The organism is Pseudomonas sp. UF-293 (genome assembly GCF_058245595.1).
The window spans coordinates 19335-38015 of sequence record NZ_JBSICA010000005.1 but is presented as its reverse complement, the minus strand read 5'-3'; the positions used below and the strand labels follow the sequence as shown (position 1 = coordinate 38015).

General features: G+C 64.2%; 6 protein-coding genes. 1 reads left to right on the top strand and 5 read right to left on the bottom strand.

Going from position 1 to position 18681, the window contains the following annotated elements; genetic code table 11:
- Nucleotides 1-141 precede the first annotated feature (141 nt).
- Nucleotides 142-738, top strand: a complete 597-nt coding sequence (locus AC4IHP_RS08000; RefSeq protein ID WP_490831391.1) for a trypsin-like peptidase domain-containing protein — start codon at nucleotides 142-144, stop codon at nucleotides 736-738.
- Here the strand turns inward: AC4IHP_RS08000 and AC4IHP_RS07995 are convergent, their stop codons facing one another.
- From AC4IHP_RS07995 to AC4IHP_RS07975, 5 genes are all read right to left on the bottom strand, one after another.
- The gene (locus AC4IHP_RS07995; protein ID WP_460125323.1) at nucleotides 739-1926 is read right to left on the bottom strand and encodes an HlyD family type I secretion periplasmic adaptor subunit; all 1188 of its coding nucleotides are present in this window, start codon (nucleotides 1924-1926) and stop codon (nucleotides 739-741) included.
- 5 nt (nucleotides 1927-1931) lie between these two features.
- On the bottom strand, nucleotides 1932-4094 hold the full coding sequence (locus AC4IHP_RS07990) for a type I secretion system permease/ATPase (RefSeq protein ID WP_490831390.1): 2163 nt from the start codon (nucleotides 4092-4094) through the stop codon (nucleotides 1932-1934).
- Nucleotides 4091-5527, bottom strand: coding sequence for a TolC family outer membrane protein (locus AC4IHP_RS07985; protein WP_490831389.1), 1437 nt, complete (start codon nucleotides 5525-5527; stop codon nucleotides 4091-4093). Before AC4IHP_RS07985 ends, AC4IHP_RS07990 begins: the two co-directional genes overlap by 4 nt.
- Nucleotides 5528-5570: 43 nt before the next feature.
- Nucleotides 5571-17297, bottom strand: coding sequence for a BapA/Bap/LapF family large adhesin (locus AC4IHP_RS07980; protein WP_490831388.1), 11727 nt, complete (start codon nucleotides 17295-17297; stop codon nucleotides 5571-5573).
- 385 nt (nucleotides 17298-17682) lie between these two features.
- Nucleotides 17683-18663: an alpha/beta hydrolase gene (locus AC4IHP_RS07975; RefSeq protein ID WP_490831387.1), complete on the bottom strand. Its 981-nt coding sequence runs from the start codon at nucleotides 18661-18663 to the stop codon at nucleotides 17683-17685.
- Nucleotides 18664-18681 lie beyond the last annotated feature (18 nt).

The following is an 18681-nucleotide window of genomic DNA, read 5'->3' as shown; positions in this document are numbered from 1 at the left end:
CAAGCGGTAGGCTGAGCCTATTGCTAAAAGTGATGGCGCAATGACATATTGCAGCACCTTTCCTCACTTCAAGATGTACCGAAAATGCGCCCCCTCAAGTCACTTGTTGCAGCGTCGTTGCTGCTCAGCGGGTGCAATGGAATGCCAGTCACTTTTGTTCAGGATCCTGTTTTAGACCAAGCCTTTGTCGTCCACTCCGGTGCGCCTTTGCCTTACCTGCTGATGGGTTCGGCTGTGCAATGGAATGAGGATTTTGCCGTGACGGTGAAGCACATTCCTTACTTGTCGGGCACGGTTTTCCAGGGGCAGGCAGACGTGCAGTTCTTCCGTCACAAGGCCAATAGCGTGCCGGCGTGGCGCGGCTATACGCCGGGCGAAGAGCTGACTTCGGTGGGCTTCAATTCGCTGTATATGTCGATCAAGGGCACCGGCCAGGCTTTACCGGCCATGGTTCGCCTCGACGTCAAAGAGGGCAACGTGCTTTACGGCACCCACAATGGCGCACTGGCCAAAGGTATGTCCGGCGGGCCGGTGTTTTCTGCCGATGGCAAAGTGGTCGGCATCAACGTAGCGTTCCTCACCCGTGACGACGTCAGCCGCCTCAAGCGTAAAGACCTGCTCGATCAACCGCGCGTAAGCATCTTTTTGCCGTACGCGGAGATCAATCGCGAGTGGTCGCGCTATCAGGCCAGCATCACTCCAGCGACGCCGCCAGCGACCAAACTGGCCAGCCGCTGATCAGCGTTCGCGCAACGCTTCGCGGGCGCGGTTGAGCGGTTTGATCAGGTAGTCCAGCACGGTTTTTTCGCCGGTACGAATGTCCACCGTGGCGATCATCCCGGGGACGATGGCGAAGCGTTTGCCGGCCTTGTTGCGCAGTTCATCCGAAGCGGTGCGGATGAACACGCGGTAGTAGAAGATTTCCGGCTTGGCTTCGTCCTGGATGGTGTCCGGCGAGATCGTCACCACTTCGCCGTCGAGGCTGCCGTAGATCGAATAGTCGTAAGCGGTGATTTTCACTTTCGCCGCCTGACCTGGGTGAATGAAAGCGATGTCGCGCGGTGAGATGCGCGTCTCGATCAGCAGTTGTTCATCGAGCGGCACGATCTGCATGACCTGGCCGTTGGGCGCAATAACGCCGCCAATCGTGCTGACCTCGATGTCCTTGACGATGCCGCGCACCGGCGAGCGCAGGGTCAGACGCGACAGTGAATCGGTGCGACCACGGATCACCGCTTCGAGCATCTGCGCCTCGGCGTTGGCCTTGGCCAGGTCTTCGCGGGCGCGGACCATGTAATCGGAGCGGGCTTCGGTGGCTTTCAATTCCAGCTCCGAGCGCTGACGGGTCAGGCGCAGCACTTCAACCCGGCTTGAGGCGCCGATCTTCGCCAGGTTTTCAGTAATCGCCAGTTCGCTGCGCACCAGTTTCAGCGAGCTCTGAATACCGTCGAGGGTTTCCGCCAGACCTTTGCGCCGGGTTTGGTAAAGCTCGGTTTCGGCGCGGATCAGGTCAGGAAACTCCTGCAGCGAGGCGTCAAAAGTCAGGGGCTTTTCGCTGACCTCGGCCTGCAAGCGATTGACGCTGGCCAGCGCTGCACGGTACTTGGCCGCGCTTTCGCCGACGTTGGACTGGTTCTTCACCGGGTCCAGTTGCGCGAGGATCTGGCCGCGCTCGACCATAGCGCCTTCGCTGACATTGAGTTGCTCGAGAATGCCGCCCTCCATCGACTGAATCACCTGCTCGCGCGAGCTGGGCACGACTTTGCCGGTGCCGGTCGAGACCTCGACGATCTCAAACCACGCCGCCCAGGCAATGAAGCAGGCGAGCATCAGCGCGCAACCCCAGATCACCTTTGCGCCACCGGCAAGTGCGCGCTCATCGCGGCCGTCGAGGTAGGACATCGGGTCCGGCACGTCGGTCATCATCGGCTTCATACCGCCACTCCTTTGCCCGGTGCGCGCAACCGCGCGAGGGCCGCGTCGCGATGGTCGTCAATGACGATGCGGCCGTTGTCGAGGACGATGATCCGCTCGACCAGTTGCAACACACTGACCCGGTGCGTGGCGACCACCAGCGTTCGACCTTGGGTCCAGGTCGCGAGTTTTTCCAGCAGCAAACGCTCGGTGACGTCATCTAGCGCGGCCGTCGGCTCGTCGAGCAGCAGCACTTGCGGCTGGCGGATCAACAAACGCGACAGCAACAGGCTTTGACGCTGACCTCCGGACAAACCCAGCCCGCCCTCAAGCACCAGGTGATCCATGCCTTTGGGCAGTTGGCGAACAAAGTCCAGGGCACCGGTAACGGTCAGCGCGGCGATGATTTCCTGATCGCTGGCCTGGCCGGCACCGAGGGTGATGTTGTCGCGCAGGGTGCCGTGAAACAGTCGCGCCTGTTGCGACAGCAGGCCGACATCGCGGCGCAGATCGGCCGGATCCAGATGCGCAAGGGCAATGCCGTCCAGGGTGGTTTCACCACTGCTCAGATCCATCGCGCCGCCCAGTGCTTGCAGCAACGTCGACTTGCCGGCGCCGTTGCGGCCGAGCAGGGCGATGCGCTCGCCGGGGCGAATGCTCAGGTCGATGTTGTTGAGCGCCGGGGTCGCTTCCTCGCTGTAGCGAAAACTGGCCTGACGCAGGCGGTAGTCGCCGCGAATCGCCGGCAGGTGCACGCGCTGGCTGCCTTCGGGATGATCCACCGGCATCTGCATGATCCGGTTCAAGCCTTCGAGCGCGACCTTGGCCTGCTGCCATCGGGTGAGCACGTGGGTCAGTTGCGCCATCGGCCCCATCATCCGCGACGACAGAATCGACGCCGCGACCAGACTGCCGGTGGTGAGGTCGCCGGCAATCACCATCGGCGCGCCGAACACGATGACCACCGCGAACACTCCGCCTTGTACGTTCTGCGTCCACGCCACCAGGCTGTTGGTCAAGGTGCGCAGGCGCAGGCTGCTGTCCGCCGAGGCGGCGTTGTACTGGTTCCACTGTTGCTGGAAACGCTGCTCGGCCTGCAATGCCTTGATGTCGTCCAGGCCCTGAATACTTTCCACCAGCATGGCGTTGCGCAGCGCCGCCTCGCGCATCGACGCATTGGCCAGTCGCGCCAGACGCGGTTGCGCGATGATTCCGGGCAGCAACATGAACACCAGCGCCACTAGCGGGATCAGCACCAGCGGCCCGCCAATCAAATAGAACACCAGCAGGAACAGCAGGAAAAACGGCATGTCCGCCAGTGCCGTGGCGGTGCTGGAGGTGATCAGGTCGCGGATCTGCTCCAGCTCGCGCAGTTGTGAGATGAACGAACCGGTGGATTTCGGCCGCGCCGAATTGCGCAGACGCAAGGCATGGCCGAAGACCAGATCGGAGACGCGCAAGTCGGCGCGCTTGCCCAGCACGTCGGTGATGCGCAGACGCAGAATGCGCATGACGAAATCGAACAGCAGCGCCAGCATCACCCCGCCGAACAACACGTACAGGGTCGGCAGCGACTCGGCCGGAATCACCCGGTCGTACACCTGCATGGAAAACAGTACCCCGGCCATGCCCAGCAGGTTGGCCACCAGTGAGGCGATCATCACTTGGCTGTAGGGCCGCAGATCGGTGAGGACGATGCGCCGGAACCAGTGTTCGTCGTAGGGCTTGATGTAATCGTTGGTGCGCACGTCGGCCACCGGTTGCGTCGGACGCAGAATCACCGTGCGCAGGGCCTGCTCGGTCAGAGCGCCGGCCTCCATGCGACTCTGCAAACCTTGATCACCACTGAAGCAGATGCCCAGCTCGCCGGTCTCGCCAATGCTTTCGAGCACGCCGACCTGCCCGTCACGCAGTTGCACCACCAGCGGCGTGCGCCAGCGGCTCAGGCTCTTGTTGTCGAACACCGCGAACTTGACGCTCAAACCGGCCTGACGCGCCATGTGCCGAACCACTTCTTCGACGCGGCCTTCGCTGTGCACCGAAGCCAGGCGTACGCTTTCCGGCGAGACATCGAGGCGATAGTGGCGGGCGACCTTGAGCACCGCTTCCAGCCACGGCGAATAATCTTCGCGAGCCTCGGCAGCGGCGGGTTCGGGAGCAGTGATGCTGGCATTGGTCATGGCAGGATCTCGACATTCTGGATGGCGCTGTGGTCGATGCCGAAGACCCGGCGAATCGCACCGCTGTTGTAGAAGCAGTCGATCTGCAGGCGTTGCAGATCAGCCTGGGTGTTGACCAGATCGAAGCGCGACTGATGGATTTCCTGCTCGGCGTTGAGCAAGTCCAGCAGCGGCCGCGTGCCCAGTTCCAGGTACTGGCGGCCATACAACATGCGCGCCTCGGTGATGCTGGTCTGGCGAAATTCCAGCGAGCGCAGCCGCCGGTTCAGCCCCGAGGTTTGCGCCTGGGCTTCGGCCAGACCCTGGCGCGCTTGCAGCCGGGCGAAGTCTTCGGCCGAGTCCGCTGCGGTCAGCGCATGGCCGGCCGCGCGGCTGCGCGCACTGATAGCGCCGCCCTGATAGATCGGCACTTCGAGGTTGAGGAAGATCCCCACCTGGGTGCGGTCGGCGCGCGAGTTCTGATCGTCGTAGTGGTCATCCAGATATTGATTGACCGAGGGTTGCAGCGACAGGGTCGGGTAGGCTTCGGCTTTGGCCTGGGCCAGTTCGGCCTGGGCCTGCGTGCGTTGCGCGGCGGCCTGGAGGACAGCGGGCAGGGTGTCGGAGATCTGCGAAGCGTCACAGGCCTGAGTCAGCGTCGGCGCGGGCGCGTCGCTGACTGCCGGCGGCGTGCGCCGTCCGAGCAGGCTGGTCAGCGTCGCTTGCCAGCGCGCGTATTGCGCCTTGAATTCCTGCAATGTGGCCGTCGCACCTTCGGCCCGGGACTGTGCCTGGACCATATCGGAACGGGTGCTGGCACCCATGTCGCTGCGTTGTTTGGCCAGGTCGACGATGCCGCCGATGCCCTGAATCTGCTCACGCGCAACCTCGAGCAGACGCTGATAACGCTGCACCTCGATGTAGGCCCTGGCGGTGTCGCGGGCAATGTCGTCGATCGCCAGCAGAATCCCGGCCTGACTGCGCGCCACCCGGGCGCGGGCGGCGTCGACGGAACTGGAAACCTTGCCGAAGTCATACAGCATCTGCTTGAGGGAAATGTTCACCGACTGGCTGCCGGCATCGCTGCCGTAACCGCTGGTGTAGCCACCCTTGATGCCGCCGGTGACCTGCGGGTAATAGCCGGATTCGGCGACGTTGACCCCTTCGCCTTGCTGGAACAGGGTGCCGATGGCCTCGCCGATCCGTGGGTGCCAGTCCACGGCCAGCCTGACCGCTTGTTCCAGCCCCAACGCGTCCGCATCGGCGGACGCTTTCAGAGCAAGGGCAGGGCGCTGACGGTTGTCATTGCCTGCCGGTTGTTGCAGTTGCGACGGGCTGATGCTGCGCAAGCTGCTGTCGAGATTGTCGTCGGCGCGGACGCCGACGGTGAAAGCGGGGTAGAGGCCGATGGTCAACAGGACCACCGGCCATTTCTGGCGAAAAACTGACTCCACAGACTTCCCTTACTGTTGAGAGACCAACGTTTGATGTCTTGTTTCAAACCACTTGAATGCCGTTCTGCACCCACAAGTGATGGCTCGGATCCTCCTGTGCCGTGTATTGAACATAGTCGATGCCGTCGGCCTGTTGCGTGCCATCAGCGACCCAGCCACCGGTCATGTGCACGCTGTCCTTTTCGTCACCCTTGATCAGCAGGGTGTTGTTGTCCGAAGAGGTAATCGCCAGCAGATCGCTGAGATTCAGTGTCAGCGCAACCGCACTGGAATGGTTGAGGTCGAGGATCTCGACGTTGTGGATTTTGCTCTGCAGATCGCCGAGGTTGATCGATACGTCGCCACCGGCCCAGAGCAGGGTGTCGGTGCCGCTGCCGCCGTCCACCGAGGTGAACTGCTGATCGGCGATGATCAGCGTGTCGTCGCCACCGCCACCTTGCAGGGTCACGGCGCCACCGTGCGAGCCGTCGAGGGTGTCGTTGCCCTCGGTGCCCTGGATCAACTCGCTGCCAGTGGCATGGGCCAGACCGAGGTCATCGCTGGCCAGTGCCGAGAATGCCGTGGTAGCAAAAGCGCCGGCCTTGTTCAGGTCGATGGTCAGTGTCGCGGAATCGACCGTGCCGTTGGGGTGGGTGAGCTGATAGGTAAAGGTGTCTTCCTGGCCGATCACCGCATCGGTCAGCCCGGCCTTGAGCGTGTAGGTGTAGTTGCCGTTGGCCTGAACCACCAATGTCCCGTAGTTGCCGACCAGCGACACGCCGTTGTAACCCGGCGCCACGTAACTGCCGGCGACCAGCACGCTGAGCAAGGTATAGACCGAGCCCAACACATCGGCGCCGCCACCAGCGGTGTCGGTGAGCAGATTGCCTGATACTGGCGTGTAGCTGCCGACCACGAACTGATTGTTGTAGGTCGCGACGTTGATCAGGCTGGTGTTGACGCTGGTCAGCAGGCCGAGGCCGCCCACTGCCACCCGCACTTGATAACTGCCAGCGGTCTGGTCGTCGAACTTGATCCCGTAGTTGCCGCCGCCGAGATTGAGCAGGGCATTGCCGCCGTAGCTTTTCACCAGCACGTACTGGTTGGTCGCCGTGTTGAGTTTGTACAGGCCCACCGTCATCGAACCGAGCAGCGCCAACAGGTTGCTCGAATTGACCACCACGGTCAGATCACTGACGGTGTCCGCCGCGACCACCGTGTTGTAGTTACCACTGCCGCCGCCCAGCAGCACATTGAACGTGCCGAGGGCGGAGTTGGTGGTGACTTCGCGGTTGATCAGGGTGACGTCAGTCGAGGCGATGTCCGCTGTGGCATCCACCACCAGTGCCGGGCTGCCAAGGTTGGCGTCATTCCACACTTCGCTGGCTTGCGGGCTGTCGATGCGCACGTACAGATTGGCGGTGTCGCTCAAGCCGTTCGGGTGCACCAGTTGATAGTTGAACACGTCGACTTTGCCGACACTGCCAACACTGCCGTTCGGTTTGTAGCTGTAGTTGCCGTTGGCGTCGATGGTCAGCGTGCCGTACAACCCTTGCACCGTGGTGCCGGCACCGGCGCTGACCCAGGCGCCGTTCTTGAAGATCTGCAACTGCGCGCCGTTGTCCGGGCCGGTCTGATCGGCCGTGCCATCGACGCCGACGTTGGTGATGACGTTGCCGGTCACCGCTGGCCCGGCAATGCCGTTGAACTGGGTCAGGCTGCTGACGTCCAGTTGCAGCTGGGTATTGACCGTGGTCAGCACGCCGATGCCGGTGCTCGAAACCGTCAGTCGATAATCGCCTGACAGCAGGTTACCGATATCGACTCGCACGCCTTGGCCGGCCAAGGCAATCAGGTCAAGCAGGCCGCCGCTGCCGTTGACATCCAGAGTCACCCAGTTGCCGCTGGCATCCTTGACTTGCAGGGTGTAGACCACGCCATCGATCAGCGAAATCAGGCTGCTGGTGGTCAGCGTCAGGGTCGGATCAAGACGCGTACCGCCGGCCACGGTGAAGGTGAAGGTTTTCGAGAATCCGGCCAGCAGCGTGGTGAACGAGTCGTTGAAGGTCTGCGACGCGGTGACCGGGGCCAGGGTGACGGTGCCGACGGCGAGGTTATCGCTGGCGACCACGGGCGCATTGACGTCGACGTCCGGCGCGATGACGTTGGCGGCGAGCGAGACGTTGCCGCGTGCATCGCTGAGGTTGATGGTGAGTTTTTCGCCGTTGATCTGCGCACTGCTCAGGGTGACGGTAAACACGCCGAGGTTGTTGACCGTGCCGGTTCCGAGAACGGCGCCGCTGGCCGACTTGATGGTGACGGTTGCGCCGACTTCGCCGGTACCGGTGACGGTCAGGCCGTCGGCGCCGACCAGCAGCGCCGTGGCGGCAGCGGGCGGTGTCAGGTCTGGCGCCGTCGCGGTCGCCGCTGCCGATACGTTGCCGCTCGGATCGGCCTGGGTGACGCTGAGCACTTGGCTGTTGATCTGCGCCGAGGCCAGTACCACGGAGAAGCTGCCGTTGGCGGCGACGGTCGCGGTGCCAAGCACCACACCGCCGGCGCCACGCACGCTGATGGTTGAGCCGGGCACACCGACGCCAGTGAGCACGGTGCCGCTGCCATTGACGCTGACGCCGGTGGGCACGCCGGGGGCGGTGCTGTCCGGCGCCGTCACGCTGGCATTGGGCGACAGGTTGCCGGCCGGGTCGACCAGACGCACGGTCAACAGCTGCCCGTCCAATTGCGCGGTGTTCAGGTTGAAGCTGAACGTGCCGCCACTGCCCACCGTGGTGGTGCCGAGCAGCGCGCCGCCGGGGCCGTAGACATTAACCGTGGCACCGGCTTCACCTGTACCGCTCAAGGTCAGACCGTTGGCAGCAAGCGTCAAACCGCTGGCCGCGATCGGCGCCTGTACGTCAGGGGCCGTCAGGTTGAATACCGCCGACAGATTGCCCGTCGGGTCGGCCTGTTGCACGTTGAGCTGTTGGCCGTTCAGTTGCGCGCTGGACAGTTGCACGGTAAAGGTGCCGCCAGCATTGACCACGGCGGTGCCGAGGACGGTACCGGCTGCGTTGGTCACGCTGACGGTCGCGCCGGCTTCACCCGTGCCGCTGACGGCCAGGCCGGTGCCGTTCAGGCTCACATTGCTCAGCGGCGCCGGCGCTGTGGTATCGGCAACGCTTAGGTTGGTAACCGGCGAAACGTTGCCCGCCGCATCACTCTGCGTGACGCTCAGCTGCTCGCCGTTGAGTTGCGCCGATGACAAGGTCACCGAGAACGAGCCATTGCCCGCCACCGTCGCAGTGCCCAACACCGTGCCACCCGCACCGCGCACGGTGACGATGGCGCCGGCTTCACCGAGCCCGCCGAGCACCAGACCGGCGCCGCTGAGGACCAGCGCCGTCGGAGCCGCCGGAGGGGTGATGTCGGGCGCGGTTACGTTAAGGCCGGATGAGGTGTTGTTGGACGCATCGGTCTGAGTCGCATTGAGCACCTGACCATTGACCTGCGGTGCATTGAGTTGCGCGCTGAAGGTGCCATTGGCGCCGACCGTCGCATTGCCCAGCACCACGCCGCCCGCGCCGGTGATGGTCACCGACGCGCCGACTTCGCCGCGACCGGTAACGACTGTGCCGCTGGCATTGACCGCCAGATCACTGAGTGGCGCCGGCGCCGAGGTGTCACCTGTGGTGATTTCAGTCGGCAGCGAGGCGCCACCCAACGCAGTGTTGGCGGTGACTTCGAGGCTTTGGCCGTTGGTTTGCGCGGGCGTCAGCACCACGCTGAACGTGCCATCCCCGCCGGTGACGCCGGTGCCGATCAGACTGTTGTCAGGCCCATAAACATTGATGGTGGTGCCGATCGCCGCTGTGCCGGTCAGCGTCACGCCGTCGGCTGTCAGCACAAGATTGTCCGGCGCAGCCGGGGCTGGCACTGCCGGAACAGTCAGGTCGGCTTCTGCAGACACGTTGGTCGCGACATCTGTTTGCTTCACGGTCAGCACTTGGCCGGCGGTGATGCCCGGGTCCAGATCGATCAGGAATGTGCCGTTGGCCGCGACCGTGCCGGTGCCGACAACATCGCCCAGCGCATCGGTCACTTCGACACTCGCGCCGGCTTCGCCGCGACCGGCGAGCTGGGTCAGATCACCGCTGATGGTCAGGCCGGTAACGGCATCGGGAGGAGTGATATCAGGTGCCGGGAAGAGGAATGTCGGCGATGAGTTTTGCGCCTCGTCCGTCGCTATCACCGACAACAACTCACCGTTGGCCTGGGCTGGATTCAGCGTAACGGTGTAGGTGCCGTCGCCCAGTGCCACCGCTGTGCCGAGCACGGTGCCGGTGGCGGACAGCACAGTCACGGTGCTGCCGGCTTCGGCGGTACCGGCGAGCAGGGTGCCGGCGCCGGTCAGCGATGTGACTGTCGGTGCGATCGGTGCAGTGCTGTCCGGTGCGTCGACCAGTACGGGCTCGGACTCGTTGTTTTGTGCGTCGGCCTGTACGACCGAAAGTGCGCGACCATCGAGTTGCGCAGCCGACAACGTCACGCTGAAACTGCCGTCTGCGGCCACGGTCGCTGTGCCGAGCACCACCGTGCCGTCACGCACGGTGACGATCGCCCCGGGCTCACCGGTACCCGTCACGGTCAAGCCGTCCTGGCTGACATTGAGGTCGGCCACTACCAGCGGATCAGTGCTGTCGCCTGCCTGTAGGGGCGCGGCTGGCGAAGTGTTCGACGCCAGATCGGTCTGATTGACGCTCAACAGCTCGCCGTTCACTTGCGGCGGGTCGAGAGTCACGCTGAACGAGCCATTGGCGGCCACGATTGCCGAGCCCAGTACCGTGCCAGTCGCGCTCAGCACGCGCACCGTGGCGCCGGCTTCACCGGTACCCGTCAGCGTCACGCCATCGGGCGTGAGGGCAAGACTGGCAGGCGCGACAGGCACGGTGGTGTCCGGTGCAGTGACCGGCACGATAGGCGAGGGATTGCCCGCCGCATCGCGCTGGATCACCGACAAGGCTTCACCGTTGAGCAGCGGTTGATCCAGAGTCACGCTGAAGCTGCCATCGGCCGCGACGGTGCCGGTGCCGACGATGGTGCCCACCGCGTTGGTGACGATCACTTGCGAGCCAGCCGCGCCGGAACCAGTAATCAGGCTGCCGCTGGCGTCGATATCGACATCGGTCAGCGCGGCAGGAGGCGTGCTGTCAGGCGCGGTCAGGGTGCCGGCAGGCGAGGCATTGCCGGCCGCATCCGCCAATACCACGAACAGCGCTTGGCCATCGGTCTGCGCCGGGGTCACGGTGATCTGGAAACGCCCATCGCTGCCCACCGTACCGGTGCCCAGTTCGGTGCCATCGGCCGATGTCACGCGGACAATGGCGCCGACCTCGCCGGTACCAGTGAGCGTGTCGCCATCGGCATTCAGTTGCAGATCGGCCGGTGTCTCTGGCGGGGTCAGATCCGGTGCGGTAACCGACACCGGGGCGCTGACGTTGCCGGGTGGATCGGCCTGCTGCACGCTGAGGATCTGTTCGTTGATCTGCGGCGGATTCAAGGTGACGCTGAAGGTGCCGTCGCCGAGTACCACGCTGGTGCCGAGCAAGGTGCCGTTGGCATCGCGCACGGTGACGGTCGCGCCGGGTTCGCCAGTACCGATGACCAACGCGCCGGACGAGTTGATATCGACGTTGTCCAGTGGATCCGGCGGGGTGAAGTCCGGTGTCGTCAGGCTCACCGCAGGCGAGTCGTTGCCCGCCGCGTCGGCCTGCACGACGGTGATCACTTCGGCATTGGTCAACGCCGGGTTCAGTGGCAGGGTGAAGGTACCGGTCGCGCTGACCACGGCGGTGCCGAGCACGTTGCCGTCACTGTCGATGACCCGGACTTGCGCGCCGGGTTCGCCGCGCCCGGTCAAGCTGCCGCCGTCGCCGCCGATGCTCAGTTGCGAAACGGCCGCTGGCGGTGTGCTGTCGACCGAAGTGAACGGCGTGGCTGCCGAGGTGTTGCCCGCCGCATCCGTCAGCGACACGGTCAGCGCCTGGCCGTTGGCTTGCGGCGTGGTCAGGGTGATTGCAAATGTGCCGTCGATGCTCACGGTACCGGTCCCGACCAGCGCTCCGGCGGCGTTGTACACGTTGACCGTGGTGCCGGCCTCACCGGTACCCGACAGCAAAGTGCCGTCAGCGCTTGCCACCAGCGCCGCCGGCGCATTGGGCGCGAGCAGGTCCGGCGCGATCAGGTTGACGCTGTTGGATTCGTTGCCGGCGGTGTCGGCCTGGCTCAGGCTCAGGGTCTGGCCCGAGGTCTGGGCCGGGCTGAGGGAGACGCTGAACGTGCCGTTGGCCGCCACCACGGCGCTGCCGAGAACCACTTCGCCCGTGCCGAGCACGGTCACCGTGGCGCCGGCTTCACCGCGCCCGGTCAGGGCCGTGCCGTTCGGCGCCAGGCTCAGTTCGCTGAGCGGCGTTGGCGCGGCGACATCGGCTGCGGTGTAATCGGTCGGGGAGGAATTGATGCCGGTGCTCGACGTCGCCACGGCAGACAGCTGTTCGCCGTTGAGTTGTGCGGCATTTAGCGTGACGCTGAAAGTGCCATTGGCCGCCACCAGCGCACTGCCGAGCAACACACCCGACGCATTGCGAATACTCACGGTGCTGCCGGCGGTGGCCGAGCCGGTCAGGGTCAGCCCGTCAGCGCTGAGGGCCAGATTGGTCGGTGCGCTTTCCGCAAGATTGCCCGGCGCGGTCACCGGACCTGCCGGCCCGGTATTGCCGGCAGCATCGATCTGCACTACGGAAAGATTCGCTCCAGCCACCGCCGCCGGGGACAACGTGACGCTGAAATTGCCGTTGCTGGCAACGGTGGCGGTACCCAGCAAAACACCACCGGCATCACGCACTTCCACGCTGGCGCCAGCCTCACCGATACCGGTCAGGGTTGCACCGTTGGCGCTGACTGCCAGATCGCTGGCCGCCAACGGCGCGGTGCTGTCGAGGGCATTGACGATAGCCGGTGCAGACGGATTGCCCGCCGCGTCGGTGGCTGTCACGTTGAGTGCCTGGCCGTTGGTTTGCGGGCTGTTGAGGGTGATTTGGAAAGTGCCGTTTGCGGCCGCTGTGGTAGTGCCGAGGATATTGCCCTGGCTGTCGCGCACGGTCACTGTGCTGCCGGCCTCGGCGTTACCGGCCAGTTGCACGCCAGCCGCGTTCAGGGTCAATGCGCTCGGAATCGCCGGCGCGGTCAAATCCACGGCGGTGACTTCAACCGCCGTCGAAACGTTGCCCGGCGGATCCTCCTGAGTGACGGTCAGCACTTCGGCATTCAGTTGTGCTGCGTTGAGGGTGACCGTGAACGCGCCGCCACTGCCGACCTGCGCCGTGCCAAGCAACGTGCCGTCGGCGCTGCGCACGGAAACGGTGGCGCCCGGTTCGCCATGACCAGTGACGGTGACACCGTCAGCATTCACCGCGACTTGGGTCAGTGCTGCCGGCGGGCTGATATCGGGTGCGTTGACACTGGCCGACGGTGAAACATTGCCGGCAGGGTCGGTCTGGCTGATCGCGAGCGCTTCACCATTGGTCGGCGCTGGCGCCAGGGTCACGCTGAACGAGCCGTCCGCGCCAACTACGGCGCTGCCCAGCAGGGTGCCGTTGGCGGTGGTGACATTGACGGTTGCGCCAGCCTCACCCGTGCCGCTGAGGGTGCTGCCATCGGCACTGATCAGTGGATTCTGCACGGCGGCCGGCGGGGTGCCGTCGACGGTGATCACGCCAGTGGAAATCGAGGCGTTGCCGTTGGCGTCGGTCAGGGTGACCTGCAGGGTTTCGCCGGTGTTCTGCGCGTTGGGCAAGGTGACCTGGAAGTTACCGCTTTGATCGACTACGCCGGTGGCCAACACGTTACCGGCGGCATCCCGCACGGTTACGGTGCTGCCGGCTTCGCCCTGGCCTTTGACCACGGTGCCGACGTCATTGATCGTAACGCCAGTCGCTGCGGCTGGCGGTTGCAGATCGGTGGCAATGATGCCGGCGGGTTGCGACAGGTTGCCGGCGGCGTCGCTCTGGATCGCGGTAAGCGCCTGGCCATTGAGCTGCGCCGGCGTCAGCGTCAGGCTGAACGTGCCGTTGCTGGCGACCAGTGCAATACCGAGCACGGTGCCTGTGGCGTCGGTGACACTGACCGTCGCTCCGGCCTCACCGCGTCCAGTGAGTGTCGTGCCGTTGGTATTCAGCGCCAGATCGGTCACCGCGTCCGGCGCCGTGCCATCGACCGCCGTCACCGTGCCTGGAATCGAGACGTCACCGTCGGGACTGGTGGCCGTCACCTGGAGGACTTGCGCATTGATCTGTTTGCTGCTGAGCAACAGGGTGAACCGGCCGAAGCTGTTGATCAGACCTGAGCCGAGCACCGTGCCGCTGCTGCTGGTCACGGTCACGGTGCAACCGGGCGTTCCGGCGCCGGTCAGGGTGAAACCGTCGGCACTCAAGGCCAGATCGGTCGGGGTCGCAACTTGCGTACCGTCCAGACCCGCCAGCGGCACAACGGGCGAATCATTGCCGCCGCCATCCGTGCTGATCACTTCCAGATTGCCGCCAGGCTCGGCCGCAGGATTCAGGGTAACGACGAAGCGGCCGTCCTCATCCGCCGTTGCGGTACCCAGCACGAGACCGCCGCCAGCGATGCTGACGGTGACCGTCGTGCCCGGTTCAGCAAGTCCCGACACTTGCGTACCGGCGGGGTTGAGCGCGAGATCGCTGACTGGCGCCGGTGGCGTGCTGTCAGGCGCGGTGACATTGCCGGGAAGCGAACTGTTGGTGCCGTCCGACGCCACGACTTGCAAGGCTTCGCCATTGATCTGTGCAGTATCGAGGTTGACCGTGAAGGCGCCCGTGCCGTCAGCGGTTGCGGTGCCGATGACGTTGCCGTCGGCATCCAGCACCTGCACCGTGTTATTGGGCTGCGTGGTGCCGGTGACCGTGGCACCCGCCGGATCGATGAGCACACCGCTCGGTGCCGGTGGGGCGGTGATGTCCGGTGCGGTGACCGGCGTGACCGGCGAGGGCAGGGCACTCGCATCGGTCTGGATCACGCTCAGTACCTGACCGTCGAGCTGAGCAGGATTCAGGTTAACGCTGAAACTGCCGTCGCTGGCGACCACCGCAGTGCCGAGCACCGTGCCGTCCGGTGCGCTGACGGTTACGGTGCTGCCGGCTTGCCCGGTACCGGTCAACGTCACGCCGTTGCTGGCGAGCACGACATTGTCCGGGGCTAGCGGCGCGGTGGTGTCCGTTGCTGTCAGTGGTGTACTGGGGGAAACGTTCACGCCATCCGATTGGCTGACTTGCAGTTGCTGGCCGTTGAGTTGAGGGCTGTTCAGCGTCACCGTAAATGCACCGCTGCCGTCGACGATCGCGGTGCCCAGCGTGTTACCGGCCGCATCCTTGACCGACACCGTGGCACCGGGTTCGCCTGTGCCGCTCAGTTCAGTGCCGCCTGCATTCAGCGCCAGATCCGAAGGGGCAGTGGGGGCCTGGATATCCGGTGCTTCAACCGGAACTGCCGGGGAGCCTGAGGGCGAGCCATCGGTCTGCACAACGCTAAGGTTCTGGCCATTGGTCTGTGGCGACGACAGGGTGACTTCGAAACGGCCGTTGCTGCCGACGACGGCGGTGCCCAACACCGCACCACCGGCGTCAGTCACGGTCACGGTCGCGCCGGCCTGACCCGCGCCAGAGACCACGGCGCCATTGGCGGAAATGCTCACATCGGTTACGGCTACCGGTGTGGTCAGATCGGGTGCGACCACGTTGACCGGGGCCGAAGGATTGCCGTCTGCGTCGGTCTGGATCACTTGCAACTGTTGTGCATCGGTCTGTGGTGTTGAAAGGGGGACGGTGAAATTGCCATCGGCACCCACCGTGCCGGTGCCGATGATGTTGCCCGCCGGATCGCGCACAGTGATCGACGCACCCAACTCACCTTTGCCGGTCAGCGTCTGACCCTGACCATCGAGGACGAGGTCGGATACCGCTGCCGGTCCCTGGGTGTCCGGCGTGACGTAGCTCAGCGGCGCAGAGGTGTTGCCAGCGGCGTCACTGGCGCTGATCTGCAGCGTTTCGCCATTGTTCTGCGGACTGCTCAGTTGCAGGCTGAACGTGCCGTCCGCCGCCACCACGGCTGAACCGAGCACATTGCCGTTGGCGTCGCGCACCGTCACGGTCGAACCGGGCTGGCCGCGTCCGCTCAACTGTGTGCCGTCGACGCTTACCGCGATGTCGCTGGGTTGAGTCAGACCATCGAGATCGATGGCGATAACGGTCGCTGCTGGCGAAGGGTTGCCGGCGGCGTCAGTGACCTGCACGCTCAGCACCTGACCATCGATTTGCGCGGCGTTGAGTTGCACGGTGAACGAGCCGTCGGCGGCGACCAAAGCCGTGCCGAGCAGCGTGCCCTGGGCATTGGTGACGCTGACTGTGCTGCCGGGCTCGCCACGGCCGGTGACCGAGAGGCCATCGCTGCTCACGGCCACATCTGTCGCAGCGCCGGGGCCGGTGATGTCCGGGGCATTGAAGGTTGCGCTCGGCGATTGCGCACCGGAACTGTTGACCGCCACGACACTGAATGTTTCGCCGTTGGCCTGCGCACGAATCAGCGTCAGCAGGAAAGTGCCGTCAGCGGCCACCGCCGCGCGCCCGAGCAATTCGCCATTGGCGGCACGCACTTCAATCGTGGTGCCGGCCCGCGCGGTGCCGCTCAGTTGGCTGCCGTCGCTGCTCAAACCGAGATTGGTGGGTGTCGTCGGTTCGACGATCTCCGGCGCGCTGACCGTTGCGCCGGAGGACGTGTTGCCTGCCGCATCGGTGGCATTCACCGTCAGTGGCTGACCGCCGGTTTGCGCAGGGCTGAGGCCGACGCTGAAAGTGCCGTCCGCCGCGACGACGGCGCTGCCGAGCAGGGTGCCATCGGCGGCGCGCACCTGGATGGTCGAGCCGACTTCACCGGTGCCGCCGAGTTGCGTGCCATCGGCGCTTACGCTGAGGTTGCCCGGGGCGGTAGGCGCGGTGGTATCCGGCGCGGTGATCGAGCCCGGTGTCGACACGTTGCCCGCAGGGTCGGTGAGCGTCACGTCGAGCGGCTGGCCATTGTTCTGCGGCGTACCCAGATCGACCTGGAAACTGCCATCAGCGCCCACCGGTCCGGAGCCCAAGAGATTGCCCGCTGCGTCGCGCACCTGCACGACGCTGCCAACTTCGCCAAAGCCACTCAGCACCCGGCCATCGGCCGACAAGGTCAATCCGGTCGCAGGCGCGGGAGGCGTCGCGTCTCCACCGCCGCCGCCGCCGCCTCCGCCGCCCCCACCACCACTGCCCGTAGCGGCCGCTGCGCCCCCCGCGCCCAACAGGCCAAGCCCGGCAATCGCCCAGGCCGGCGTCGCGCCATCCACCACACCGACGCCAGCGATCAGCTCGTCCAGCGAATTGATTTCGTCAAAGGTAAAGCCGTTGAACGGCTCGGCGCTGTAGCGCGCCTGCCACAGCGTCGCGTCGTCACCCTGAAAGACAATGTCATTGGGCACGCCGTCAGGGCTGGTGACGAAGAAATTGGAGATTTTGATTTGCTCGCCAGACTTCAGATTGACGATCAAATCCTGACCGCTGCGACTGGTCGACGCCAGTTGGTCGGGACGGACCGGCATTTGTACAACTGAAGGCTGACTGAGCTGAACATTGCCCCAGTTCTGGGCAGTGAGCTGAGAATTGGCTTTGTCGGCAATGACGATGTTGTCCATTACTACTCCCTGTAAATGGGTGGGCGGACGTCCACGTGTGGTTTTAAAACCATAGATAGGGAGTGTCGGATGGAGCTGCCTGATTTTTGGCGAGCGTCGGGATTGGCAATTTGCCCACGCTTATCTATCTGAAAAATAGCTTTATTTCACACGCTACCGTTTGTCGGGATGTTGGATCCAAGCGATTTTTGGGTGCAACAAAATGTGTCGTTTTCGACATTATCAAAAGTGGCGGTGGAAAAAGTGCGGGCGGACCCGAAGAGGGTGATGGCTAAGCGATATTGAATTTCTCAAAGCTTGAGCCACCCTCCGCATTTGCCTGTCTGCGAAGGTATTAATCAATAAGCGTAAAAGCAGAGGAAGGCTTTGTATAAGAAATCCGGTTTTACCGTCTCAGCTCTTCTTGCCGTCGCCTGGCATTTAATGCGCTAGCTATCGTTCGTCGAAGTGATCGGACGATATCCAGCGCAGATTGCTCGGTAACACCGCCGGGATACTGATCAAACATATGTGGCGCCCCGGGGTAGACGTGCAGCTCGACGGCAACCCCGGCGCGCGACAGGTGCAGGGCAAACGCGACGTCCTCTTCAAGAAACAGATCCAACGCCCCGACGGCCAGAAACGTCGGTGGCAAGTCACGCAGATCATCCTGCAGGGCCGGGGAGAACCAGCCGATTTGCTGATCATCCAGCGCGTGGTCAGCGCGCAGGCACCGCCAGCAGAATTGGTTGGCTTGCGCCGGCCAGCCAATCACGCCGGTCGTGCTGTTTTGGTGAGGCGAGGCTGCGCTGCCCGAACGGTAATCGAGCATCGGATAAACCAGCACCTGGCTGGCGATGGAGTATTCGCCGCGATCCCGCGCCGCAATCGCCAGCGCTGCTGCCAGCCCGGCGCCGGCACTGTGGCCCATGACGATTACTTTGTCGGCGTCGATATTCAGCAATTGCTGGTGGGCGCAAACCCAGGCGAGGGCGGTGTAGCAGTCCTCGAGAGGAATGGGGAAGGGGTGTTCAGGCGCGAGACGGTAATCGACAGCGACGATGATCGTCTGAAGTTCTTCGGCGAGGTTAGCCAGATAGTCATCGGCCATTTCGGGACAACCAAGGACGAAGCCCCCACCGTGGATGTACAGGATCACCGCAAAAACACCGTCCGGTGCCGCGCCTGCGGGCCGGTAAAGACACAGGCGCAAATCCCCACCGTCGTAGGCCTTGGTCCACAGGCTTTCACAGCGCGCTTGTTCTGGAGATTTGAACGTCGCGTGAACACGCTCCCTGATCGCGGGCAGCGTTTCCAAAGTCCAGGCTTGTGCGCCGGGGGTTAAAAAGCTTTGGAAGTCGGGATCCAGCAATTCATGTGCTTTCACGTTCTGCCTCCTGTTCTC

Excerpts from the sequence above, each read along its gene's own strand:
- AC4IHP_RS08000 (WP_490831391.1), top strand. The coding sequence starts at position 142 with ATGCCAGTCACTTTTGTTCAGGATCCTGTTTTAGACCAAGCCTTTGTC.
- AC4IHP_RS07995 (WP_460125323.1), bottom strand. The coding sequence starts at position 1,926 with ATGATGACCGACGTGCCGGACCCGATGTCCTACCTCGACGGCCGCGAT.
- AC4IHP_RS07990 (WP_490831390.1), bottom strand. The coding sequence starts at position 4,094 with ATGACCAATGCCAGCATCACTGCTCCCGAACCCGCCGCTGCCGAGGCT.
- AC4IHP_RS07980 (WP_490831388.1), bottom strand. The coding sequence starts at position 17,297 with ATGGACAACATCGTCATTGCCGACAAAGCCAATTCTCAGCTCACTGCC.